Origin of the sequence: Streptomyces sp. DH12 (assembly GCF_020873895.1) — a bacterium.
In the GTDB taxonomy this organism is placed as follows: domain Bacteria; phylum Actinomycetota; class Actinomycetes; order Streptomycetales; family Streptomycetaceae; genus Streptomyces.
Genome location: NZ_JAHWGT010000055.1, coordinates 1 through 22,421, shown reverse-complemented (window position 1 = coordinate 22,421; position 22,421 = coordinate 1). Strand labels below are relative to the sequence as shown.

Sequence of the window (22,421 nt, the reverse complement as noted above, 5' to 3'; positions counted from 1 at the left end):
AACACCGCTTGACGCCCATCCTAGTAATGCGTAACCCTTACGCAGTAACGCGTATGCCATACGCAATAAGGGGGTTCACCATGCCCGAAACCACCGCCGTCGAGGTCACCGGCCTGCGCAAGTCCTACCGGAACGTCCCGGTCCTCGACGGCCTGGACCTCCGCGTCCCGCGCGGCACCGTCTTCGCACTCCTCGGCCCCAACGGCGCCGGCAAGACGACCACCGTCCGCGTCCTCGCCACGCTCACCGCCCCGGACGGCGGCCGGGTCCGCGTCGCCGGGTACGACGTGGTCGCCGACCGCTCCCGCGTACGGCGGGCGATCAGCCTCACCGGGCAGTTCGCGGCCGTGGACGAGGACCAGACCGGGACGGAGAACCTCCGCATGATGGCCCGGCTCTCCGGCCTGTCCCGCCGGGACGCCCGCCGCCGCGCCACCGAGTTGCTCGACCGCTTCGGGCTGACCGACGCCGCCGACCGCGCCGCCCGCACCTACTCCGGCGGCATGCGCCGCCGCCTGGACCTCGCCGCCGGACTGGTCGGCGAACCGGACGTCGTCTTCCTCGACGAGCCGACGACGGGCCTGGACCCGCGCAGCCGCCAGGAGCTGTGGCAGGTGGTGCGGGACCTGTCCGCGCGCGGGGCGGCGGTCCTCCTCACCACCCAGTACCTGGAGGAGGCCGACCGGTCGGCGGACACCATCGCCGTGCTGCACGGGGGCCGCGTCGTCGCCGAGGGCAGCGCGCGGGCCCTCAAAGCGCGGGTCGCCGGCCACCGCCTGGACGTCGTCGCCGCGGACGAGGCCGCCTACGCGCGGCTCGCCCCGCACGCCGCGCGCCGCACCCCGGAGGCGCTCACCCTCGGCATCGCCACCGACGGCACGGCCGGGCACGTGCGGGCGCTGCTCGACACGCTCGACCCGCACCGGTCCGACATCGTCCGCTTCACCGTCCACAGCGCCACGCTCGACGACGTGTTCCTGACCCTGACCGGCACCGGCACCGCCGCCGCCACCGGCACCGTCAACACCACCGCCACCGCCACCGCCACCCAGGAGAGCACCCGTGTCTGACGCCACCGCGGCCCTCACCCTCGTCGCCCGCGGCATCCGCCAGAACCGCCGCAACCCCGACGCGCTCCTCACCGCCATGGTGCTGCCGGTGATGCTGATGCTGATCTTCGTCTACTTCTTCGGCGGCGCCATCGACACCGGGACGCCCACCTCGTACGTCACCTACGTCGTCCCCGGCGTGCTGCTGCTGTGCGCCGGGTTCGGCGCCTCCACCACCGCCGTGCGCGTCAGCGAGGACATGCGGGCGGGCATCGTCGACCGGTTCCGGTCGCTCGACGTGGCCCCGACCGCGATCCTCGCCGGGCACGTCGGCGCGAGCGTCGCCCGCAACGTCCTGTCGACGGCCCTCGTCATCGGCGTCGCGTACCTGATCGGCTTCCGGCCGACCGCCGGACCCGCCGCCTGGGCCGCCGCCCTGGGGCTGCTGTTCGCCTTCGTCCTGGCGGTGTCGTGGCTGTCGGCGGCGGCGGGGCTGCTGGCGCGCACACCGGAGGCGGCGGGCGGCTTCACCTTCCTCATGATGTTCCTGCCCTACCCGAGCAGCGCCTTCGTCCCGATCGACACCATGCCGGGCTGGCTGCACGGCTTCGCCGAGCACCAGCCGGTCACGCCGGTCATCGAGTCGGTGCGCGGCCTCCTCCTCGACCAGCCCGTCGGCGACGCGTACTGGGCCGCGCTCGCCTGGTGCGCCGGCCTGCTGCTCCTGGCTCCGGCACTGGCGGCGGCCCTGTTCCGCTCCCGCACCCGCTGACGCTCAGAAGATGTCGGGGCACCAGGCACGGCGGGACGCCCGGAACAGGGCGTCCGCCCGGACGGCCGCGCCCGCCGTCGCCTCCTCCACCCGCCCCAGCGCCGCGAGCCGCGTCACCGACTCGTCACCCAGGTACAGGACGCCCAGGTCGGCGACGTCCAGGACCAGGTCGGCGCGCGCGGTGGTCGGCGCGCAGGAGGCACCGTCCGGCGAGGCGTCCAGCAGGAAGCGGCCCCCGGCCAGGCCGGCCGCGTCCCGCACGTCGAGCACCAGCGAACCCTCCGCCCCGTACGTACGCGCCTGAAGGGCCGGTACGACGTCGAGGACGCGCACCCACAGCATGTCCGCGTGGGTGACGACGCGGGCGGCGCGCGGGTCCGGCAGCAGCAGCGGCAGCAGGTCGTCGGGGGCGCGGTGGCCGCTGTCGAGGAGCGTCACCCAGTCGATCGCGCAGACATACCGCCACAGGGCGCGCTCGGCCGCCGGCGTCAGGGCGACCAGGTCGCGCACGGTGGCGGTGTTCATCGGCTGCTTGCCGTCGTCCCAGGTCTCGTCGGCGGCGTAGGTCACGTACCCCTCCAACTCGCCGGACGCGGAGCGGTACGTCGCGTGGAACGGCTCCGTCCACCGGTCGCTCGGCGGCACGTCCTCGCCGGTGCGCCGCTGCCAGTCGCGCGCGGTGCGGCTGACCATGCCGTGCCGCACGGCGCGGACGCGGTCGTACAGCTCCGGGCCGAGCTTGCGGACGGTCGCGCCGTCGACGAGGTCGATGCGCCCGCCGTCCCCCGGCCCGGACCAGCGCGGGTCGAGGCCCGCGCGGCGCAGGTCGACGCGCCACTGCGTGAGCCAGGAGGCGGGGCCGAAGCCGAACCGGCCGTAGATGGGGTACTCGGCGGCGATGAGGGTCGACAGGACGTCCCCCCGCTCCCGCGACTCCTCCAGCTCGGCGCGCATCATCCGCCCCAGCAGGCCGCGGCGCCGGTGCGTCGGCGACACCGTCACGGCCGACACGGCGCTCGCCGGGACCGCCGCGCCACCGACCGCCGTCACCTCCTGCGCGAAGGACCGGAACGTGGCCACGCACCGCCCGGTGCCGGGGTCGAACGCCCCGCGCGTGCGCGTGAAGTCCTGGTGCGGAAGCCGGATCGCGACCTCCTCGGCGGAGGGGGTGGGCGGTCGCAGGAAGCCGGTGTGCAGGGCGCGGAGCCAGTCGGGGAAGTCGTCCTCGGTGAGGGTGCGGACGACGGGGGCGGCGTCGGAGGTCATGGCGCCACGCTAGACAGCGGGACGACGCCGACGCATCCGGTTTCCCGCCGCGGAAGAGCCCGGGAGGAACGGGCACGGACGACCGGGAGCCGGCCCGCCGGGCCACCGGGCCACCGGGCCACACCGGGAAACGGGGCGCCGCCGCGTCGGAACCAGCCGGCGGCCTCACACCCGCCCGGCTGCCTCGCCACCCGCCCGTTCCCGCCGCCCGACCGGCGTCAGCACAGCAGATCGTCGACCTGGGCCTCGCCGTCGCGGTAGCGGCGGGCGATCTCGGCGCTGCACTCGTCGGCCGTGCGCTGGAGTTCGTGCCGGCGCCGCGAGACCTCCTGCTCGTACCGGGCGAGCCGTGCCATGGCCGCGCGCAGCTCCTCGTCGGTGCGGGCGTCGAGGTCCGACAGCTCGACCTCGGCGAGCATCTCCGCGGCCAGCAGCCGGTACTCCTCGCCGCGCGGCGTGGACAGCGTCAGGTGCCGGGCGGAGTTGGGCCGGCGCCGTGACGGGGCGTCGGCGAGGATCTCCGGCAGCCGGTGCACCACCGGCACCTCCGGCGCGGCCCGGCTCGCCAGTTCGGCGCGGAGGATGTCGACGCGCCCCTGCAGCAGCCGCCGCACGTAGCTGAGGTCGGCCTCGTCGGTGTGCGAGTCGCGGCGCAGCGCGCGTACTTCCTCCAGCCGCAGCGCCCGCAGGTCGAGCGCGCGGGCGTACTCGGGGTGCGGGACGGCGTCCAGGGCGGCGAGGGCGCCGACGGCCCGTGTCGTCCCGGCGGTGGGCGGTTCGGCGGGGGTGCGCTGTATCGGCGGGCGGGACCGGTCGAACCCCGAACCGGCACAGGTGGTGCGTGCGGGGCCGGGTGTCTGCCCGGCGCCAGGTGTGCTCATGTGTTCCGTCCCCTCGACCGGTGCGTCAGCCGCACCGCCTGACAGGCATGGTGCCACTCCCGCATGGGAAGTGCAGGTGCTCTGCACCCGTTCGGCCCTCGGTAAGTTGGGGCGTATGCGAGCAGTGGTACAGAGGGTGGACGGGGCGAGGGTCGAGGTCGCGGGCGAGACGGTCGGCGAGGTCACCGGTGAGGGGCTGTGCGTCCTCGTCGGTGTCACGCACGACGACACCCCGGAGAAGGCGGCGCAGTTGGCGCGGAAGCTGTGGAGCGTCCGCATGCTGGACGGCGAGAAGTCCTGCTCCGACGTGAATGCACCCTTGCTGGTGATTTCGCAGTTCACCCTCTACGGGGACGCGCGCAAGGGCCGCCGTCCCACGTGGAACGCGGCGGCCCCCGGCGAGGTGGCCGAGCCGCTGGTGGACGAGGTGGTGGCGCGGCTGCGGGAGCTGGGGGCGACCGTGGCGACGGGCCGGTTCGGCGCGGAGATGCGGGTCTCGCTGACGAACCACGGCCCGTTCACCCTGGTCGTCGACGTCTGAGCCACCGGGGTGGGGGCGTGAGCGGCATGCGGCCTCCCGCCCCCGCCCACCGTCCTACGGCTCGACGACCGGCTCCTGCGCGGCGGCCGTGCTGCCCACGAGGAGCGGCGCGTCCACGGGCACGTTCCGCTTGACCAGGGCGAGGGCGATCGGACCCAGCTCGTAGTGGCGGACCGCCGTCGTGACGAAGCCCAGCTGCCGCCCCTCGGGTCCGTCCGAGGCGAGCCGGACGGGCGTGCCGTGCGCCGGGAGGTGCACCTCGCTGCCGTCGAGGTGCAGGAAGACCAGGCGGCGCGGCGGCTTCCCCAGGTTGTGGACGCGCGCGACGGTCTCCTGCCCCCGGTAGCAGCCCTTCTGGAGGTGGACGGCCGAGCCGATGAGTCCGATCTCGTGCGGGATGGTGCGGTGGTCCGTCTCGTGGCCGAGGCGCGGGCGGTGCGCCTCGACGCGCAGCGCCTCGGCCGCGAGCATCCCGGCCGGCGGTCCGTGCTCCCCGGCGTACGCCTCCAGGTCGCCGCGCGGCAGGAACAGGTCGCGGCCGTGCGGGGTCTCGCGTACGGCGACCCCGTCGGGCACCGGGGCGATCGACCCGGCGGGCAGGTGCACCACCGCGTACGCGTCGGTGCGGTCGGCGACCTCCACGCGGTAGAAGAACCGCATCGACTCCAGGTAGGCGAGGAGCGCCTCGCGCGTGTCCGGCTCGACGTGCGCCCAGACCGTGGTGCCGTCGTCGACGAGGTACAGCGCGTGCTCGATGTGGCCGTTGGCGGAGAGGATGAGCGCGTCCGCGGCACGGCCCGGCGGCAGTTCGCTGACGTGCTGCGTGAGGAGCAGGTGCAACCAGCTCAACCGGTCGTCGCCGCTGACGGTGATGACGCCCCGGTGCGAGAGGTCGACGAGACCGCGGCCGGCGACGAGGGCGCGCTGCTCGCGGAACGGGTCGCCGTAGTGCGCGGCGACACCTTCGTCCCGCCCCTCGGCGGGGACGGCGCCGGGCAGGGACAGCAGGGGGCTGGTCGGTGAACGTCGCTCCATGGCGTCCAGCCTACGACCCGCTGTTCGACTCCCGAGCCGCAGACTCCCGCGCCCCGGCCTCCGCGGCCTCCGCCTTCTCCGCCTCTGCCTTCTCCGCCTCTGCCTTCTCCGCCTTCTCCGCCTTCTCCGCCGCGGCCCCGTCCGCCTTCTCCGTACAGCCTCGGCACCGGCCGTAGATCGCGAAGTGCTTCATGTCGGTGTCGAACCCGAAGGTGTCGAGGAGCTTGCGGGTGAACTCGGCGGCCACCGACACGTCGGCCTCGATGACGTCGTCGCAGTCGCGGCAGACGAGGTGGAGGTGGTGGTGGCGGTCGGCGAGGTGGTAGGTGGGGGCACCGGGGCCGAGATGGGCGTGGCTGACCAGGCCCAGCTCCTCCAGGAGCTCCAGCGTGCGGTAGACGGTGGAGACGTTGACACCGGCCGCGGTCTTGCGGACCTGCGTCAGGATGTCGTCGGGCGTGGCGTGGCCCAGCACGTCCACCGCCTCCAGGACGAGCTGGCGCTGCGGCGTCAGCCGGTAACCGCGCTGACGGAGGTCGCTCTTCCAGTCGGTGCTCACCACGCGCTCCAGTGTAGGAGCACCGACCGGCGTCGCCGGGCCTACTTGAAGAACGCGATGCCGTCGTCCGGCAGGTCGCCCAGGCTCTTCGCCATGGCCTCGACCTCCTCGGGCGTGACGACCTTCTTCAGGTGCGCCGACATGTACGGGCGCAGCGGCACCTCGGGGGTGGCCTTCTCGCCGACCCACATCAGGTCGCTCTTGACGTAGCCGTACAGCCGCTTGCCACCGCTGTACGGGCCGGAGGCCGCGGTGCGGGCGACGGCGTCGGTGGCGATGTCGATCTGCGGCTTCTTGTCGGCGAGCTCGCCGTACCACACCTCGACGATGCCCTGGTCGCGGACCATGACGACCTCGACCTTGCGGCCCGCGTCGATCCGCCAGTAGCCGCTCTCGCTCTCCAGCGGGCGGACCTTGTTGCCCTCGGCGTCCAGGACCCAGGAGTGGGAGACGTACTCGATGAAGTCACGGCCGTCGTGGGAGAAGGTCACGGACTGGCCGAAGTTGCACTTCTCGGAGCCGGGGAAGTCGGAGACGCCCGCGCCTTCCCACGTGCCGAGGAGGAACGCGAGCGGGACGAGGTCCGGGTGCAGGTCGGACGGGATCTGGATCATGGTGTCTGGCTGCTCTGGCGATCTGTGGGGGTGCGGGTGGTCAGCGCTGGCCCTGGTACAGCTTCTTCACGGTCAGCCCGGCGAAGGCGAGGACGCCGACGCAGACCAGGACCAGCAGGGCGGAGAAGAAAGCCTCAAGCACGGGGTGCTCCTCAGTGGCGGTGGGCGGTACAGGGCCGGGTCCCAGCCTAATGGGTGGACCGGCCCCCCTCCCTGTGAGGTGGGCCGGCCACCGCGGTGGCGCGTCCGTGGCCCCGCGGACGCGCCGGGCCCACGGCGGGCGGCCGGGCCCGGCCGGTGCCGGGCTCAGCCGAGCAGCTGGGCCTGCAGCAGGACCGTCTGCCGGAAGGGGACGGCCGCGGCGGAGCCCTTCCGCGACTGGACGACCAGGGCGACGGTGTCGCCGGCCAGGATGTAGGCCTGCCGGGTGTGCTCAGGGCCTCGGGAGCCGCGTTCGTCGTAGACATGCAGGGTGATGTGGGGGACGACGTCGTCCCACTGCCACGACTCGTCCAGCCAAGTCTCGGGAGCAGCCGTCAGGGCGGCGTCCGGCGACAGTCCGGCGCCGATCTCCTCCTGGGAGAACTCCGTGGCCAGGTCGGCGGTGGAGAAGCGGAGGAGGTAGATCCGGCACGTGGTCCCATCCGGCATGCGCCAGCCGCGCGCGGCGACGTGCCGCACGGCGTAGTCCGCCAGCGCCTGCCGGAGCGCGGGTCGGTGCTCCGGCGCGTACTGGGAGACGTACTGGCTCTCGTCCACCCACCCGCCCGCCAATCCGCCCTCCACCTCGGATCCCGCAGGCGCCGGGAGCAGCAACCGCCGCAGGTCGGCGTGGTGGATGTGGTGCCGGTTGCCCCTGGTGAAGGGGCGCGGGCGGTCTGCGGGGAGGGGTGGCAGGACGAGTCGGGGGTAGTCCCAGCGGCCGTCGCTCTCGGTGGCGAGCCCGGGGACGTCGCCGCGGTCCATGGCGGCGATGCCGTACGCGGTGCCGGTGCCGACCCCGGCGAACACGAGCAGGGCCGCGGACCAGCGCGCGGCGGCGCGCAGCAGCCGCCGATCCCCCCTGGACCGACCGTCCGCCGCGGTGACAGCCGGGGCCGTGGACGCAAGGGTTCTGCCCTCCTCCCGGCCCCGCTCCCGGTCCTGGTGCTGGTGCTGGTCGGTCACGCGTGCTCCTCCGCTGCGGTGATGTGGTCGAGCTGGTCCTTTACCAGGTCTGCGACGGCGACGGCGTCGAAGGGCTCCATCCCCTGCGCGCTCACGCCCACCAGGAGGTCGGACGTGTACGCCGCGCACTCCATCTCGGCTACGCCCGCCCCCTCGTGCCCGGTGCGCGGTGGCGCCAGGTGGCAGCGGACGTTGCGGTGGCCCTCGACGTCCGGGCCGTCGTCGAACCCGGCGCGCTCTGCCAGGGCGGTCCGGAAGAGGTACGCCTCGCGGGCACGGGGGGCGTCCGGCAGCCGGAAGATCCGGATGGTCATGACCACGTCCTGCGTGTACACGCCGCCGCGCACCATGAACTCGGTGGCGTACGACCGCATGGCCGCGCCGCGGGCACCGAGCCCGTCGGCCCACCGGTCGACCTCGTGCCGTCGGGGGCTGTGCGGGCCCCACCCCTCTCCCTTCAGCAGCGCGGTGGCCCGGCGCCCGTCGAATTCGGCGTCGTTGCCGTGTTCGTCGATGTCGGGACCGAGCCGGAAGCTGTCGGGCACGGGCAGCAAGAGACGGGCCAGTGGTGTGGAGGTCCGGCCGCGCCAGGCCTCGGCGGCGGGGTCGGGGCCCGGTTCGGTCGTCACCGGTCCCCACGTGATCGTGGGGGCCGTCCGGTCGGCGCCGGCGACCGCTGCCAGGGAGTACGCGGCTGCGCCGCCCACCGCGCCGGCGACAAGCAGGGCGAGCAGTACCGCCCGTGTCAGCGAGGAGTTCACGACAGGCGCTCCAGTTGCCGTTCGGCGAGTGAGCGGATCTCCGCCGGACCGGCCCGCCCGCCGCCCCGGAGGGTGATGTCGATGACGATGTCGCCGCGCTGCGCGACCGCCCGCGCGCGGACGTCCGGGCCGGAGCCGTGCTCATCGGGCCCGTACACGTGGTACCGCCCGTTCCCGCTGCCCCGCAGGGGCGCACCGTCGCCGGGGATGTCCTCCCGCTTCTGCTCCGCCTCCGTCATAGCGGCGGCGCCCGAGTGGAACTGCATCAGTTCGATGTGTGTCTCTCCGCCCCCGGCCCGCTGCCAGGCGACCCCGGCGATCCGGCGGAGATCGCCCTGGACGAGCCGCTCGAACGCCTCCGCCGGGTAGTCGTGTCCGCGGGCGTGCGTGGTGGTGTCGCTCCAACCGTCACGCAACCACCCCGCGTCCACGTTCCGGGCGCCCGCCGGCTTCGGCAGCAGCAGTGCGCGGAGGTCGCCGTCCGTCTTGACGCGGCTGTCCTCGGCAGCGCTCGGCGGGGCCGGTCGCTCGCCCCTCGGGAGGGGTTCGGCCGGGTAGGCGAGGTCGGGCTGGTTCAGGGGCGGGAGCGGCGTGGGCGGGCGGTCGGCCTGGACCCGGTAGCCGACAGCCGTGCCTCCCGCGGTGCCGAGCACCGCGGCCGCGGCGATCAGCAGCGCGGTGCGGCCTTTGCGGCGTGCGGGCCGGGGTGCTGCGGGACCGGCCGCCCGCAGGGCCGCCCCCGGGGTTCGGTCGGCGTCTGCCGACGGTCCGGGTGATCCGGCCGGGGTCAAGGCAGGCGAAGGTGGTGTCGGTGTGGCGGCAGCGAGCGGCACCGGAGGCCGTTGCTGTCGTTCCGTGTCTTCCACAGGGGTCCCCCCACAGACCTTTCAGGTGCGTTCCGTCCAACTGTCCCCATCACTGACCCGTGCAGCCGCACCAGGGTTGTGCGCGGGCGCATTACAGTTCCGCACATGGCGAAGAAGCTCGTGATCAAGGTGACCGCCGGGGCCGACGCGCCCGAGCGGTGTTCGCAGGCGTTCACCGTGGCGGCCGTCGCCGCGGCCAGTGGGGTCGAGGTGTCGCTGTGGTTGACCGGCGAGTCCTCGTGGTTCGCGCTGCCGGGGCGGGCGGCCGAGTTCGAGCTGCCGCACGCCGCGCCGCTGCCGGATCTGCTCGCGTCGGTGCAGGCGGCCGGCCGGATCACGCTGTGCACGCAGTGCGCGGCCCGCAGGGAGATCACGGAGGGCGACCTGATCGAGGGCGTGCGGATCGCCGGCGCGCAGGTGTTCCTCAGCGAGATCATGGAGGACGGGGTCCAGGCCCTCGTCTACTGATCAGCCGGTGTGCCGGGGCGTCCCGGCTACGGTTCGGGGCGGCTGCGGCCGTCCAGCTCCGCCCACCAGGCGTCGGACTCCGGGTCCCCGCCCGGGTCCGCCCGGTCCGGGTCGGGACGGTGCGGGTCGGGACGGTGCGGGTCCGGGAGGTCCGCGCCGTGCGGGTGGTCGGCGGTGGGGCGGGAGGGCGGGGGCGGCTCGTCCCACCAGTGGTCGTCCGGGTCCCGGCGGTTCGCCGCGATGGCGGCGAGCGGCGGCAGGACCATGGCCGCGAAGGCCATGCCGACGGCGGCCTCGGTGGACCAGAGGCGTACGAAGGACCACGCGCTGACGAAGAGGGCCAGGCAGGTGCCCATCAGCGCGAAGTAGGTGCGCCGGCGGCGTGCGTACACCCTTCCAGCGTAAGACCGCAGGGCCGCACCTCAAGTCCCGGAAAGCGTCCAACCCCCAGGAGGTGCGGCCCCGCGGCCGTTCGGTGTGCCGCGCGTCAGACGGCGATGGCCACCTCGGCGAGGCCGCCGGTCTCCACGGCGACCTTGCGGTCCGCGGTGCCGCCCGGCACGAGGGCGCGGACGGTCCAGGTGCCCTCCGCCGCGTAGAACCGGAACTGGCCGGTCGCGGAGGTGGGGACCTCGGCGGTGAACTCGCCGGTCGAGTCGAGCAGCCGGACGTAGCCGGTCACGGGCTCGCCGTCGCGGGTCACCTGGCCCTGGATGGTGGTCTCACCGGGCTTGATCGCAGAGGCGTCGGGGCCGCCGGCCTGTGCTCCACACATGTCGTTTCTGTCCTTCGCGTCGCAGGTCGGGGCGGGGTTACTTGGCGGGGCCGAGCTCGATCGGCACGCCGACGAGGCTGCCGTACTCGGTCCAGGAGCCGTCGTAGTTCCTGACGTTCCCCTGGTCGAGCAGCTCGTGCAGGACGAACCAGGTCAGGGCGGAGCGCTCGCCGATGCGGCAGTAGGCGATGGTGTCCTTCGCCAGGTCGACCTGCTCGTCGGCGTACAGCGCGCGCAGCTCGTCGTCGGACTTGAAGGTGCCGTCGTCGTTGGCGTTCTTCGACCAGGGGATGTTGCGGGCGCTCGGCACGTGGCCGGGGCGCTGCGACTGCTCCTGCGGGAGGTGCGCCGGGGCGAGCAGCTTGCCGCTGAACTCGTCGGGCGAGCGCACGTCGACGAGGTTGAGGCTGCCGATGGCGGCGACGACGTCGTCGCGGAAGGCGCGGATCGAGGTGTCCTGGGCCTTGGCCTTGTACTGGGTGGCCGGGCGGTTCGGGACCTCGGAGCCGTCGACCAGGTCGCGGGAGTCGAGCTCCCACTTCTTGCGGCCGCCGTCGAGGAGCTTGACGCTCTCGTGGCCGTAGAGCTTGAAGTACCAGTAGGCGTAGGAGGCGAACCAGTTGTTGTTGCCGCCGTAGAGGACGACGGTGTCGTCGTTGGCGATGCCCTTCGCGGAGAGGAGCTTCTCGAAGCCCTCCTGGTCGACGAAGTCGCGGCGCACCGGGTCCTGGAGGTCCTGCTTCCAGTCGATGCGGACGGCGTTCTTGATGTGGTTCTTGTCGTACGCCGACGTGTCCTCGTCGACCTCGACGATGACCACCTTCGGGTCGTCGATGTGGGCCTCGACCCAGTCTGCGTCTACCAGGACGTCGCTGCGGCTCATGCTGAGTTCTCCTCCGGGGCAGTCTGCGGCGGGATGCGGGTGCGGAAGGTCGCGCCGAGCGCTCTACGCGTACGAGGGTGCGGGGCGGCCACGGCACAGGGAAGGCCCCCCGAGCGGGAAGGGCCGAAACTTGCGGGGTCTGCGAGCCCCGCTCAGACGGTGCGACAGAGCATGGCGGCGACGCGGCACAGGTCTACTGCCCGCCGCTTCGTGAGGTCCGCCTGTCGCTTCGTCATGGCACCGATCGTAGGGACGGACCGGTGGTCGTGTCACCGGCGTGTCGCATCGTGAGACGGGATCATCCGCATGTCGGGACGGCGACCAGCGCGCGGCGGCCCCGGGGCCGGTCGCGGCGGAGCCGTTCGCGCCGGTGGTCTGCGGTGCGGACGGAGTCGTCTCGCCATGTGGGAACGGTGGGCGGGGAGGGAGCGGCGAGGGGGGTGGAGCGGGGGCCGGGAAGAGGCCGGAAGAGCGCGCGGCGGGGACGGGAGGGACGGCGGCGGGGAGGGTGCCAGGGGGCGGGGAAGAGGGGGGTGGGGGCGGTTCCCGGCAGGGGTGGTCAGCCCGTCACGACGACGTTCCGGCCGCCGACGGTGACGGCTAGCCCGTCCGGCGTCGCCTCGACCTTCTCTATCGCGAGCCCGGCCGGGAACCCGCTCACCCGGCGGTCGAAGTCCGTGCGCTGCCGGACCAGTTCCTCGATGCCGGGAATGCCGCCGCCGGGCACCTCGTCCGCGCGCATCCGCAGGGTGTCGCCGTCCACGACGCTGACGGTGGACAGCACGCTGCGGGTCAGCTTCTGCCCCAGCACCTCGACGCCGCCGGTGATCTTGATCTTGCCCTCACCGCCGTAGGCGAGGGTGACGTCGCTGTCGGTGGTCTTGCGCAGCTCGTCGTAGGAGATGCGGGCGGTGCCGGTGGCCGTGGTGGCGACGGCCCGGGCGTAGTCGTTCTCCATGCGGACGCCGTGCAGCTCGGCCTGGAGCTCGCCGACCCGTACCCGGTGGTCCCCGGCGGTCACCTCCAGGCCGGTCAGTGCCACGTCGACCCGGTCGAACTCCTTGGCGAGGAGCTGGGTGAGGAAGGGGAAGCCGCCGACGGAGACGTCCGGCTCCGCCGCGAGGCCCTGATTGGCCTGAATCCTCCCGGCGGCCTCCCGCTCGGCCACACCGGCCGCCAGCCGGTCGCCCACGGCGAGGAGCCCGCCCAGGACGACGGCGATGATCAGGAGTTTTCGCAGTGCTCGCATGGCTCGGTGTCTCCCCCGCCTGTTGGTGCCCGGCCCCCGACGACGTGAATGATCGACGTACGGGGTCACCCGATGGTTCCCCGGGACGGGTCGGCGTCGCGCACGCCACAGGCGCGGCTGCCCGGAAACCGGGCAGGTCACACCGGACGGAGAGGTCCGGGTGGCTCGGGGCGGGCCGGTGCGCGCCGGGTGCGGGTGGCCCGCACCCGGCGCGCGGGTCACACCAGCGTGCGGCCGAGCAGGTAGACGGCCGGTGCGGCCACCGCGAGGGGCAGGGCGACGCCCGCCGTCATGTGCACGAACCGCGACGGGTAGTCGTACGCCGCCACCCGCAGTCCGATCGCCGCGCACGCTCCGGCGGCGAGGCCCAGGACGGCGGCCTGCGCTCCGGCGCCGGTCGCGGCGCCCGCGGCGAGTCCGGCGCCGGCGCCCGCCAGCAGGGCGACGACCAGCGAGGCGGGGCCGGGCAGCGGCAGGGCCCGGGCCACCGTCGCGGCGGCGACCGCGAGGGCGCCGACGACGACCGCGTCCGACTCGGCGGCGAGGAAGCCCGCGCACACCACGGCCAACGCCGAGGAGACGACCGTCGCCATCAGCCCGTACATGCGCTCCTCGGCGGCCGCGTGGCTGCGCAGCTGGAGCACGAGGACCAGCAGGACCCAGACGCCGAGGGTGCCGAGGATCGCGGCGGGGCCGTGCTCGCGGCCCGCGGTGAGCAGCGCGGCGTCCGCGACGACACCGCCGAGGAAGGCGAGCGCGATGCCCTGCCGGGCCGGCCACATGCCGTTGAGCCGGAACCAGCCCGCCGCGGTGACCGCCTGGAGCAGGACCAGCGGGACCAGCGCCGCGTACGGGCCGAGGGCGGCGCCGCCGGCGAGGAGCAGGCACAGCAGCGCGGTGAGCCCGGCGGGCTGGATGCCCGGGTCGATGATCGGCGAGCGGCCCTCCGCGCGGGCCCGCTGGGCGTCGGTGACGCGCGCGTTGCCCAGGGTGGTGGGGGAGCTGTACCCGGGAGCGTCGACCGGGGCACCGCCGGACGCGCCCGCCTCGGGACCCGCGTCGGCCGGGGCCGGGGCGGGGGTCGGGGCGGGAGCGGCCGGGGCCATCGGCTCCTGCGCGTACGGGGCGTGCGCGGTGTACGGGTCGGGCGCGGCGGGCGCGGCGTGACGGGCGCGCGTCGTACGCGGGGCGGCGGCGTGCGAGGGCTCCGCGTCGTACGCCTCCGCCGGCGCGTGCCCGTACCGCTCCTGCCCGTACCCCTGCGGCTGCTGCTGTTGTTGCTGCTGTTGCTGCGCCGGCGGCTGCGCTGCCCGGCCGTACGGCTCGGGGCCGTCGGTGACCGGCGGGAGGTACGCCGTCGGCGCGTCGTACCCGGTGGTCGCCGACGACGCCGGGGCCTGCGGCGGCAGCGGGTACGCGCCGGACCCCTGCCGCGGCAGGTACGCCGTCGCGTCGGCGGCCTGCTGCGGCTGCTGGTACGCGGACGGCGCCTGGTACTGCCGGGACGCCTGGTCCTGCGGCGCCTGCCGGTGGTCGGGGTGGTGCTGCTGCGGCGGCGGGGTGCCGTCGGGCCGGACGGCCGGCTGGTAGTGGGTGTCCCAGGTCTGGCCCTGCCAGGTCTGGGCGACCTCCGGGTCGGGGTGCCGGTGCGGGTGGTGCGGGTACTGCTGGTCGCTGCTGCTCATGGTGTGCGGGTCACCCTCCTGCGAACGGCGGGAGCACCTCGACCGTGCCGCCCTCGGCCAGCCGTACCGTCTCATGGCCGCGCTTGCCCACGGGGTCCCCGTCCACCAGGAACGAGCACCTCTGCAACACCCGCACCAGCTCCCCGGGGTGCCGTTCCCGGGCGGCGTCCAGCGCCTCCGCGAGGGTCTCCGCGGCGTACGGTTCCTCGGCGGTCCCGGCGGCGGACTTGGCCGCGGCCCAGTAGCGGATGGTTCCCGCTGCCATAGGAGGGCTCCTTTCGTCAGGCTTCCATGATGGGCCACGCGCGAGGCGGCCCCACCGGCCCCCGGCCCCCGCCTCCCCAGGGCCGCTCAGGCCCCGGCCGCCCCGGTCGCCCCGGTCGACCGGGTCGTCCCCGCGGCCCCCGTCGCCCCCGTCCGGGCCGCCGCCGACGTCAGCCACCGCCCGATCCGGTCCAGCAGCGCGTCGCCGGCCGCGTTCTCGGCGTGCCCCATGCCCGCCTCCAGCCACAGCTCCGCCGCGCCGTCCGCCGCCGCGGCCAGCGCGAGCGGGTGGTCGACGGGGAAGTACGGGTCCCGGTCGCCGTGCACCACCAGCAGCGGCGTCGGCGCGATCAGCGGCACCGCCCCGACCGGCGGGAGCGGTACCGGATCCCAGTCGCGGTCGTGGATGCGGGTGCGCAGCCCGTACCGGCCGACCAGCCGCCCGGCGGGGCGGGTGATCAGCCAGTGCACCCGGCGCATGGGGGCGGTCCCCCGGTAGTACCAGCGCGCGGGGGCGCTCACGGCGGCGACGGCATCCGTCCGCGCCTCCGCACGCCCCCCGTGCCGCGGCCCGTACAGGGCGGCGTGCCGGAGCACCACGGAGCCGCCCATGGAGAAGCCGACCGTCGCCACGCGCGCGTAGCCGGCCGCCCGCGCCCACTCCACGGCCGCCGCGACATCGAGCACCTCCCGGTCGCCGACCGTGGAACGCCCGCCGGAGCGGCCGTGGCCCCGGAAGGAGAAGGTCACGACCCCCGCGTGGCGGGCCAGCGACGCGGCAGCGCGGCGCACCGCGGGCCGGTCCACGGAGCCGGTGAAACCGTGCGCGACGACCACCGCGGTGTCCGTGCGTCCGGCCGCGCACGGGTCGTGGCGGGCCTCCAGGCGCACTCCGTCAGGAGTCCGCAAAGACATACGCAAGGTTTCACCCAGAGGGCGGCGAGTGAGCGAGGAGACATCCACACTGTGGAACGCGCCCTCTGTTCCGGAGCTCATGTGGGCTATTCTGGCTGGCAGAGGATCCGGGCGAAGCAGCCCCCGGATCCTTTTGTGTTTTCCCGCCGGTGTTACGGGCGGGTGAACGAAGGCTCTCAGGGGCGCGGGAGCCGGCGTACGAAGCCGTACGAAGCAGTGCCGCAAACGTCCTCGCACGGACCGAGGAGGAACCGACGTTATGGGCGAGCTGACCGTGCACGACCGGACGACGACGAGCAGGACGACGACGACCCGGGCATGGGGACCCCCCCTGCGTGAGCCCGGCCGAGGGCCCGGGCGCGGCCGAGCGCTTGGGGGCCGGACCCGATGAGTTCCCTGCTGCTCCTGACGAACGCCCTGCAGCCGTCGACCGAGGTGCTTCCGGCACTCGGCCTGCTGCTGCACAACGTGCGGGTGGCGCCCGCCGAGGGCCCCGCCCTGGTGGACACCCCCGGAGCCGACGTGATCCTCGTCGACGGCCGCCGCGACCTGCCGCAGGTGCGGTCGCTGTGCCAGCTCCTGCGCTCCACCGGGCCCGGTTGCCCGCTGCTCCTGGTGGTCACGGAGGGCGGCCTCGCCGCCGTCACCGCGGACTGGGGCGTCGACGACGTCCTGCTGGACACCGCGGGGCCCGCGGAGGTCGAGGCGCGGCTGCGGCTGGCGACGGGCCGCCGCCAGATCTCGGCCGACGACTCCCCGATGGAGATCCGCAACGGCGACCTGTCGGTCGACGAGGCCACGTACAGCGCGAAGCTGAAGGGCCGGGTCCTGGACCTGACCTTCAAGGAGTTCGAGCTGCTCAAGTACCTCGCGCAGCACCCGGGCCGGGTCTTCACCCGCGCCCAGCTCCTCCAGGAGGTCTGGGGGTACGACTACTTCGGCGGCACGCGGACGGTCGACGTCCACGTCCGGCGGCTGCGCGCCAAGCTGGGCCCCGAGCACGAGTCCCTGATCGGCACCGTCCGCAACGTCGGCTACCGGTTCGTCGCGCCCGAGAAGGTGGAGCGCGCGGCGGAGGAGGCGCGGGCCGGTGGGCGCGCCGGGGACGGCGCCGAACGGGCGGCGCCCGAGGTCATCCGGATGGCGGACACCGAGCCGGTCGCGGAAGCTGCCGTACGACCTGCCCGGAGCTAGGTCACCCCGCGTAGACTGCCGCGCGTGGCCAAGGTGACGCGGGACGACGTGGCGCGACTGGCGGGTACTTCCACCGCGGTCGTGAGCTACGTCATCAACAACGGACCCCGGCCGGTCGCCCCGGCCACGCGCGAGCGTGTCCTCGCCGCCATCAAGGAGCTGGGCTACCGGCCCGACCGCGTCGCGCAGGCCATGGCCTCGCGGCGCACGGACCTCATAGGCATGATCGTCCCCGACGCCCGGCAGCCGTTCTTCGCGGAGATGGCGCACGCGGTCGAGCGGGCCGCCGCCGACCGCGGCAAGATGGTCCTCGTCGGCAACTCCGACTACCGCGACGAGCGGGAGATCCACTACCTGCGGGCCTTCCTCGGCATGCGGGTGGCCGGGCTCATCCTCGTCAGCCAGGGCATGAGCGAGCGGGCCGCCCAGGAGATCGAGGCGTGGGACGCGCGCGTCGTGCTGCTGCACGAGCGGCCGGAGGCCCTCGACGACGTCGCGGTCGTCACCGACGACATCGGCGGCGCGCAGCTCGCCACCCGCCACCTGCTGGAGCACGGCCACGCGTACGTCGCCTGCCTCGGCGGCGTCGAGTCGACGCCCGCCGTCGGCGACCCGGTGGCCGACCACGAGGAGGGGTGGCGCCGCGCCATGCTGGAGGCCGGCCGCTCGGTCGAGGGCCGCCTCTTCCAGGCCCCGTACAACCGCTACGACGCGTACCAGGTGGCCCTGAAGCTGCTGGCGGGCCCCGACCGGCCGCCGGCGATCTTCTGCTCCACGGACGACCAGGCGATCGGCGTGCTGCGCGCGGCGCGGGAGCTGCGGCTGGACGTGCCGCGCGACCTGGCGGTGGCGGGCTTCGACGACGTCAAGGAGGCCGCGCTGACCGACCCGCCCCTCACCACGATCTCGTCCGACCGGCCGGCCATGGCGCGCGCGGCGGTGGACCTGGTCCTGGACGACGGGCTGCGCGTCGCGGGGTCGCGGCGGGAGCGCGTGAAGCAGTTCCCCTCCGCGCTGGTGGTCCGCCGCAGCTGCGGCTGCGACGACACCTGACCCGCCCCGCGCGGCCCGCCGCGGGCGCCCGCCCCGCCCCGCCGGGACGGCGCCCGCCCCGCGCCGTCGGGGCTCCCGGGGCTCCCGGGCTCCCGGGTCCCGGCGGTGCTTGCCCGTCTTCTTCCCCGACTCTCACGGCGTCCTCAGGCGGCTCTCATCTGCCGGGGACACAGTCGTACCCATGACGGACCACGACCGCCGCAGCGACGGCCACCCGCAGGGTCACCACCACGGTCACCACCTCGGCCACCAGCAGGGCCACGACGGACAGGACCACGACGGACGGGGTCACGACGGGCCCGGGCAGTACGCCGGGCCGCACGCCCCGGTCCCCCCGCCGCCCCCGTACGAACCGAGCCCGCCGGCCGGCGACGGGCCGGGGCCGCGCCGCCGCCGCGCCCCGCGGCCGGTGGGCCTGATCGCCGCCGTGGCGATCGTGGCCGCCGCCGTCGGTGGCGGGGCGGGGGCGCTCGCCCAGGACCTCGTGGGCGGCGACGCGGCCGACGGTGGCTCCACCGCCGTGGCCGGCACGGCCGTCTCCCAGTCGGACGCCGGCACCGTCGCGGGCGTCGCGCGGGCCGTGTCGCCCAGCATCGTCGAGATCCGGGCCGCCGGGTCGGCCGGCTCGTCCACCGGCTCCGGGGTCGTCATCACGGCCGACGGGGAGGTCGTCACCAACAACCACGTCATCTCCGGCGCCTCCGAGGTCACCGTCCGGCTCGGTGACGGGCGCACCCTCACCGCCGACGTCCTCGGCACCGACCCCGACAAGGACCTCGCGCTGCTGAAGCTGCGCGGCGCCAAGGGCCTCAAGCCGGCCGTACTCGGCGACTCCGGCTCCGTCCGGGTCGGCGAGCAGGTCGTCGCCATCGGCTCCCCCGAGGGCCTCACGGGCACCGTCACCAGCGGCATCGTCTCCGCCCTCGACCGGGACGTGACCGTCGCCAAGGACGACGGCGGCACTGGCGGCGGCGAGCGGGGCGGGCAGCGGCACGACGCCGGCGGGGGGTGGCCGTTCGAGTTCGGCGGGCAGCGGTTCAACGGCGACACCGGCACGTCGAAGACCACGTACAAGGCGATCCAGACCGACGCCTCCCTCAACCCCGGCAACTCCGGCGGCGCGCTGATCAACATGCGCGGCGAGGTGATCGGCATCAACTCCGCCATGTACGCGCCCAGCGCCGCCGGCGGCGCGGGCGCCGGCAGCGTCGGCAGCGTCGGTCTCGGGTTTGCGATCCCCGTCGACACCGTCAAGGCCGACCTGGACGCCCTCCGCGGGGGCGGCTGACCCCGTGCGACGCTGAGGCCATGAACACCACCGCCGAGCCCGACCGCATCCTCGTCGTCGACGACGAGCCCGCCGTCCGCGAGGCGCTGCGCCGCAGCCTCGCCTTCGAGGGGTACGGCACGGAGGTCGCCGTCGACGGCGTCGACGCCCTGGAGCGGATCGGGGCGTACGCGCCGGACCTCGTCGTCCTCGACGTGCAGATGCCCCGCATGGACGGGCTGACCGCCGCCCGCCGCATCCGGGCGTCCGGGTCGACGGTGCCGATCCTCATGCTGACCGCGCGGGACGCCGTCGGCGACCGGGTCACCGGCCTCGACGCGGGCGCCGACGACTACCTGGTCAAGCCGTTCGAGCTGGACGAGCTCTTCGCCCGCATCCGCGCCCTGCTGCGCCGCTCCGCGTACGCGGCCGGCGGCGGCGCGGACGAGGACCGCGGGGACGTGCTGTGCTTCGCCGACCTGCGGATGGACCCCGCCACCCGGGAGGTCACCCGCGGGCCGCGCCCGGTGGAGCTGACGCGGACCGAGTTCACGCTGCTGGAGATGTTCCTCGCCCACCCGCGCCAGGTCCTCACCCGCGAGCAGATCCTCAAGGCCGTCTGGGGCTTCGACTTCGAACCGACGTCCAACTCCCTGGACGTGTACGTCATGTACCTGCGGCGCAAGACCGAGGCCGGCGGCGAGCCCCGGCTCGTGCACACCGTGCGCGGGGTCGGCTACGTGCTGCGCGAGGGGGGCCACGAGTGACGGGTGGCCCCGTACGCCGCTTCCGCGCGCTGCCGCTCCGCTCGCGGCTGGCCCTGCTGACCGCGCTGGCGGTCGCCGTGGCGGTGGCGGCGGTGTCGGTGGCGGCGTGGCTGCTGACGCGGACGCAGCTGTTGGAGGAGCTGGACCGGTCGCTGGAGAACACCCGCGCGCCGCAGGAGCAGTTGGCGGAGGCGCTCGTCGCGTGCCGGGTCGGGGTGGCGGCCGAGCCGTCCGCGCGGGACCGGCCCGGGTTCGCGTACACGCAGCTCGTGGGGGCGGACGGCGAGCGGTGCGTGGCGCGGTACTCGCAGCCCGTCGTGGTGGCGGCGCAGGACCTCGCCGTCGCGCGGGGCGGGGCGCCCGAGGCGCTGCACACCTCGCGCACCGACGACGGGCAGACGGTGCGGGTGCACACGGTGCGGGAGGTCGTCACCCTGCCGGGGACGGGGCAGCGGGTCACGGTCGCGGTGTCCCTGGCCCGTCCGCTGACGGAGGTCGACGCGGCGCTCGGGCGCCTGGCGCTGCTGCTGACCGCGCTCGCCGGGATCGGCGTCGTGGGCGCGGGGGCGGCCGGGCTGTGGGTGGCGCGGGCCGGGCTGAAGCCGGTGGACCGGCTGACGGGCGCGGTCGAGCACGTGGCGCGGACCGAGGACCTGACGGTGCGGATCCCCGTCGAGGGCGAGGACGAGATCGCCCGGCTGTCGCGGTCGTTCAACGCCATGACGACCGCGCTGGCCTCCTCCCGCGACCGGCAGGCGCAGCTGATCGCGGACGCGGGGCACGAGCTGCGCACGCCGCTGACGTCGCTGCGGACCAACGTCGAGCTGCTGGCTCGCAGCGACGAGACGGGCCGGGCGATCCCGGCCGAGGACCGGCGGGCGCTGATGGCGTCGGTGAAGGCGCAGATGACGGAGTTGGCGGCGCTCATCGGCGACCTGCAGGAGCTGGCCCGGCCGGACGCGGCGGCCGCGGGCCGCCTGGAGGTGGTCGCCCTGCACGAGGCGCTGGAGGCGGCGCTCGGGCGGGCCCGGCTGCGCGGCCCCGAGCTGGCCTTCACCCACGACGTACGCCCCTGGTACGTACGGGCCGAGCCGGCCGCGCTGGAGCGGGCGCTGGTCAACGTCCTGGACAACGCCGTGAAGTTCTCCCCGCCGGGCGGCGAGGTGGCGGTGCGGCTCGTCGACGGGGTGCTGACCGTGCGGGACCACGGGCCGGGCATCCCGCCGGAGGAGCTGCCGCACGTCTTCGAGCGGTTCTGGCGCTCCCCGTCGGCCCGCTCCCTGCCCGGCTCGGGGCTGGGCCTGTCGATCGTGGCCCGCACCGTACGGCAGGCGGGCGGCGAGGTCGCCCTGACCCGCGCGGAGGGCGGCGGTGCGCGCGCGGAGATCCGGCTCCCGGGCGCGCCGACGCCACCGCCGTCCGCCACGGGGCCTACCGCGCCGGGACGGTGACCGGGGGCGTCGTGGCGCGGCGGACGGTCCGGGCCCGTCGCGCCCACCGCGGCGCCCCGGTCAGTTGTGCCGCAGCAGGGACTCGACGAGGCCGCCACGGGTATTGGGGAAGTCCATCGGGACGATGCCGAGCCCGCGCCAGCCGGCGCCGGTGCCCTCCAGGAGGGCGTGGACGCGCGGGTTGAGCCGGTCGGCGTTCCAGCGGGGCGGGAGCAGCGCGGCGGTGGAGACGTGGTTGACGTGGAGCCGGCCGGGCTGCTGGACGGCCTTGCGGAAGTGCGCCTCGATCTTCGGGTACTTGGCGGTCGGCTCGGCCATGTAGTCGTCCTGGACGTCGAAGAGGGCCGCGTCGCCCCAGCGGACGCCGGGCAGGCCGCCGTTGTCGGCGAGGAGGACGACCCGGCCGCGGGCCTCGCCGAGAGGCGGGAGGCCGGCGCCGATGCGGAAGAGCGGCCGCCAGCCCTTCGCGTCGAGGTAGCGGTCGAAGACCTGGCGGAAGACGGCGTCCCCCTCCTCGGAGTACTCCTGCTTGACGCGCATGAGGACGGTCTCGGAGGGATGGGCGGCGAGGAAGTCGCGGCAGGCGGCGAGGACGTCGCCGAACATGAGGTCCTGGTAGTACGCGCCGTGGTGGATGGCGAAGGAGTCGCCGGTGACGCGGCAGCGGATGTCGAGGTAGCGGATGCCGGCGCCGAGCTGCTGGGTGACGGTGGTGTTCTGGCAGGCCACCCAGGGCCCGCCGGCGGGCGCGGCGGAGTTGTGCGTGCCGGGGATGGTGAGGGCGCGCAGCGGGGTGGCGTCGGCGTGGCCGCCCATCCAGTCCCGGAGGCCGGGCGCCGCGCGGGTACGGGTCCGGGCGCCGGCCGCGGTGGGCCCGGTCCCGGTCCCGGTCCCGGTTGCGGGGGGGGGGCCGGTGGGGTGGCGGGTGGGGGCGGGGGT

Annotated in this window: 26 protein-coding genes; 9 read left to right on the top strand and 17 right to left on the bottom strand. The window is 74.8% G+C overall.

Going from position 1 to position 22,421, the window contains the following annotated elements; genetic code table 11:
- The first annotated feature begins 80 nt into the window (after positions 1-80).
- Entirely contained in the window at positions 81-1,070 is a 990-nt protein-coding gene (locus LPA54_RS31255; protein WP_228984114.1) for an ABC transporter ATP-binding protein, read from the top strand.
- On the top strand, positions 1,063-1,821 hold the full coding sequence (locus LPA54_RS31250; RefSeq protein WP_228984112.1) for an ABC transporter permease: 759 nt from the start codon (positions 1,063-1,065) through the stop codon (positions 1,819-1,821). Before LPA54_RS31255 ends, LPA54_RS31250 begins: the two co-directional genes overlap by 8 nt.
- Positions 1,822-1,824: 3 nt before the next feature.
- Here LPA54_RS31250 and LPA54_RS31245 read toward each other — a convergent pair whose 3' ends face one another.
- Positions 1,825-3,087, bottom strand: coding sequence for a GNAT family N-acetyltransferase (locus LPA54_RS31245; RefSeq protein ID WP_228984109.1), 1,263 nt, complete (start codon positions 3,085-3,087; stop codon positions 1,825-1,827).
- A gap of 218 nt (positions 3,088-3,305) precedes the next feature.
- Positions 3,306-3,968, bottom strand: coding sequence for an ABC transporter substrate-binding protein (locus tag LPA54_RS31240; RefSeq protein WP_228984107.1), 663 nt, complete (start codon positions 3,966-3,968; stop codon positions 3,306-3,308).
- Between the two features lie 115 nt (positions 3,969-4,083).
- Between LPA54_RS31240 and dtd the strand changes: the two genes are divergently transcribed.
- A complete protein-coding gene (gene dtd / locus LPA54_RS31235; RefSeq protein ID WP_228984106.1) occupies positions 4,084-4,509 on the top strand; it encodes a D-aminoacyl-tRNA deacylase in 426 nt (141 codons plus the stop codon).
- A gap of 54 nt (positions 4,510-4,563) precedes the next feature.
- Here dtd and LPA54_RS31230 read toward each other — a convergent pair whose 3' ends face one another.
- The 6 genes from LPA54_RS31230 to LPA54_RS31205 form a co-directional block, all read right to left on the bottom strand.
- Positions 4,564-5,544: a folate-binding protein YgfZ gene (locus LPA54_RS31230; RefSeq protein ID WP_228984104.1), complete on the bottom strand. Its 981-nt coding sequence runs from the start codon at positions 5,542-5,544 to the stop codon at positions 4,564-4,566.
- A 10-nt stretch (positions 5,545-5,554) separates the two neighbouring features.
- Positions 5,555-6,106: a Fur family transcriptional regulator gene (locus tag LPA54_RS31225; RefSeq protein WP_228984103.1), complete on the bottom strand. Its 552-nt coding sequence runs from the start codon at positions 6,104-6,106 to the stop codon at positions 5,555-5,557.
- 38 nt (positions 6,107-6,144) lie between these two features.
- Positions 6,145-6,717 (bottom strand): FABP family protein, encoded by a 573-nt coding sequence (locus LPA54_RS31220; protein WP_228984102.1) that lies wholly within the window; start codon positions 6,715-6,717, stop codon positions 6,145-6,147.
- Positions 6,718-7,023: 306 nt separating this feature from the next.
- Positions 7,024-7,884, bottom strand: coding sequence for a hypothetical protein (locus LPA54_RS31215; RefSeq protein WP_228984101.1), 861 nt, complete (start codon positions 7,882-7,884; stop codon positions 7,024-7,026).
- Entirely contained in the window at positions 7,881-8,645 is a 765-nt protein-coding gene (locus LPA54_RS31210; RefSeq protein WP_228984100.1) for a hypothetical protein, read from the bottom strand. Before LPA54_RS31210 ends, LPA54_RS31215 begins: the two co-directional genes overlap by 4 nt.
- Positions 8,642-9,436 carry a hypothetical protein gene (locus tag LPA54_RS31205; protein ID WP_228984099.1) on the bottom strand — a complete coding sequence of 265 codons (795 nt, stop codon included), beginning with the start codon at positions 9,434-9,436 and terminating at the stop codon, positions 8,642-8,644. Before LPA54_RS31205 ends, LPA54_RS31210 begins: the two co-directional genes overlap by 4 nt.
- A gap of 180 nt (positions 9,437-9,616) precedes the next feature.
- Between LPA54_RS31205 and LPA54_RS31200 the strand changes: the two genes are divergently transcribed.
- On the top strand, positions 9,617-9,979 hold the full coding sequence (locus LPA54_RS31200; protein ID WP_228984097.1) for a DsrE family protein: 363 nt from the start codon (positions 9,617-9,619) through the stop codon (positions 9,977-9,979).
- A 26-nt stretch (positions 9,980-10,005) separates the two neighbouring features.
- Here LPA54_RS31200 and LPA54_RS31195 read toward each other — a convergent pair whose 3' ends face one another.
- The 8 genes from LPA54_RS31195 to LPA54_RS31165 form a co-directional block, all read right to left on the bottom strand.
- Positions 10,006-10,371, bottom strand: coding sequence for a DUF3099 domain-containing protein (locus tag LPA54_RS31195; RefSeq protein ID WP_228984096.1), 366 nt, complete (start codon positions 10,369-10,371; stop codon positions 10,006-10,008).
- Between the two features lie 95 nt (positions 10,372-10,466).
- Complete coding sequence (locus LPA54_RS31190) at positions 10,467-10,754, bottom strand: DUF1416 domain-containing protein (protein ID WP_228984095.1); 288 nt, start codon at positions 10,752-10,754, stop codon at positions 10,467-10,469.
- Positions 10,755-10,791: 37 nt separating this feature from the next.
- Positions 10,792-11,637, bottom strand: a complete 846-nt coding sequence (locus LPA54_RS31185) for a sulfurtransferase (protein ID WP_228984094.1) — start codon at positions 11,635-11,637, stop codon at positions 10,792-10,794.
- Positions 11,638-11,789: 152 nt separating this feature from the next.
- Positions 11,790-11,873, bottom strand: a complete 84-nt coding sequence (locus tag LPA54_RS43050; protein WP_368857873.1) for a putative leader peptide — start codon at positions 11,871-11,873, stop codon at positions 11,790-11,792.
- A gap of 323 nt (positions 11,874-12,196) precedes the next feature.
- Positions 12,197-12,886 (bottom strand): DUF2993 domain-containing protein, encoded by a 690-nt coding sequence (locus LPA54_RS31180; protein ID WP_228984093.1) that lies wholly within the window; start codon positions 12,884-12,886, stop codon positions 12,197-12,199.
- 218 nt (positions 12,887-13,104) lie between these two features.
- The gene (locus tag LPA54_RS31175; protein WP_228984091.1) at positions 13,105-14,571 is read right to left on the bottom strand and encodes a hypothetical protein; all 1,467 of its coding nucleotides are present in this window, start codon (positions 14,569-14,571) and stop codon (positions 13,105-13,107) included.
- A 10-nt stretch (positions 14,572-14,581) separates the two neighbouring features.
- Positions 14,582-14,836, bottom strand: a complete 255-nt coding sequence (locus LPA54_RS31170; protein ID WP_058943015.1) for a MoaD/ThiS family protein — start codon at positions 14,834-14,836, stop codon at positions 14,582-14,584.
- Between the two features lie 86 nt (positions 14,837-14,922).
- Positions 14,923-15,831, bottom strand: coding sequence for an alpha/beta hydrolase (locus LPA54_RS31165; protein WP_228984089.1), 909 nt, complete (start codon positions 15,829-15,831; stop codon positions 14,923-14,925).
- Positions 15,832-16,137: 306 nt separating this feature from the next.
- Between LPA54_RS31165 and LPA54_RS31160 the strand changes: the two genes are divergently transcribed.
- The 5 genes from LPA54_RS31160 (at position 16,138) to LPA54_RS31140 (ending at position 21,482) form a co-directional block, all read left to right on the top strand.
- Positions 16,138-16,944: a response regulator transcription factor gene (locus LPA54_RS31160; RefSeq protein WP_228984087.1), complete on the top strand. Its 807-nt coding sequence runs from the start codon at positions 16,138-16,140 to the stop codon at positions 16,942-16,944.
- A gap of 24 nt (positions 16,945-16,968) precedes the next feature.
- Entirely contained in the window at positions 16,969-17,997 is a 1,029-nt protein-coding gene (locus tag LPA54_RS31155) for a LacI family DNA-binding transcriptional regulator (protein ID WP_228984086.1), read from the top strand.
- A gap of 181 nt (positions 17,998-18,178) precedes the next feature.
- On the top strand, positions 18,179-19,285 hold the full coding sequence (locus tag LPA54_RS31150; protein ID WP_228984084.1) for a S1C family serine protease: 1,107 nt from the start codon (positions 18,179-18,181) through the stop codon (positions 19,283-19,285).
- Positions 19,286-19,305: 20 nt separating this feature from the next.
- Positions 19,306-20,031 carry a response regulator transcription factor gene (locus LPA54_RS31145; protein ID WP_228984082.1) on the top strand — a complete coding sequence of 242 codons (726 nt, stop codon included), beginning with the start codon at positions 19,306-19,308 and terminating at the stop codon, positions 20,029-20,031.
- Complete coding sequence (locus LPA54_RS31140) at positions 20,028-21,482, top strand: cell wall metabolism sensor histidine kinase WalK (RefSeq protein WP_228984080.1); 1,455 nt, start codon at positions 20,028-20,030, stop codon at positions 21,480-21,482. Before LPA54_RS31145 ends, LPA54_RS31140 begins: the two co-directional genes overlap by 4 nt.
- 60 nt (positions 21,483-21,542) lie before the next feature.
- On the opposite strand, the gene LPA54_RS31135 is transcribed toward LPA54_RS31140, so the two are convergent.
- Positions 21,543-22,421: phosphatidylinositol-specific phospholipase C (locus LPA54_RS31135; RefSeq protein WP_228984078.1), on the bottom strand; the 879-nt coding region annotated here is incomplete at its 5' end.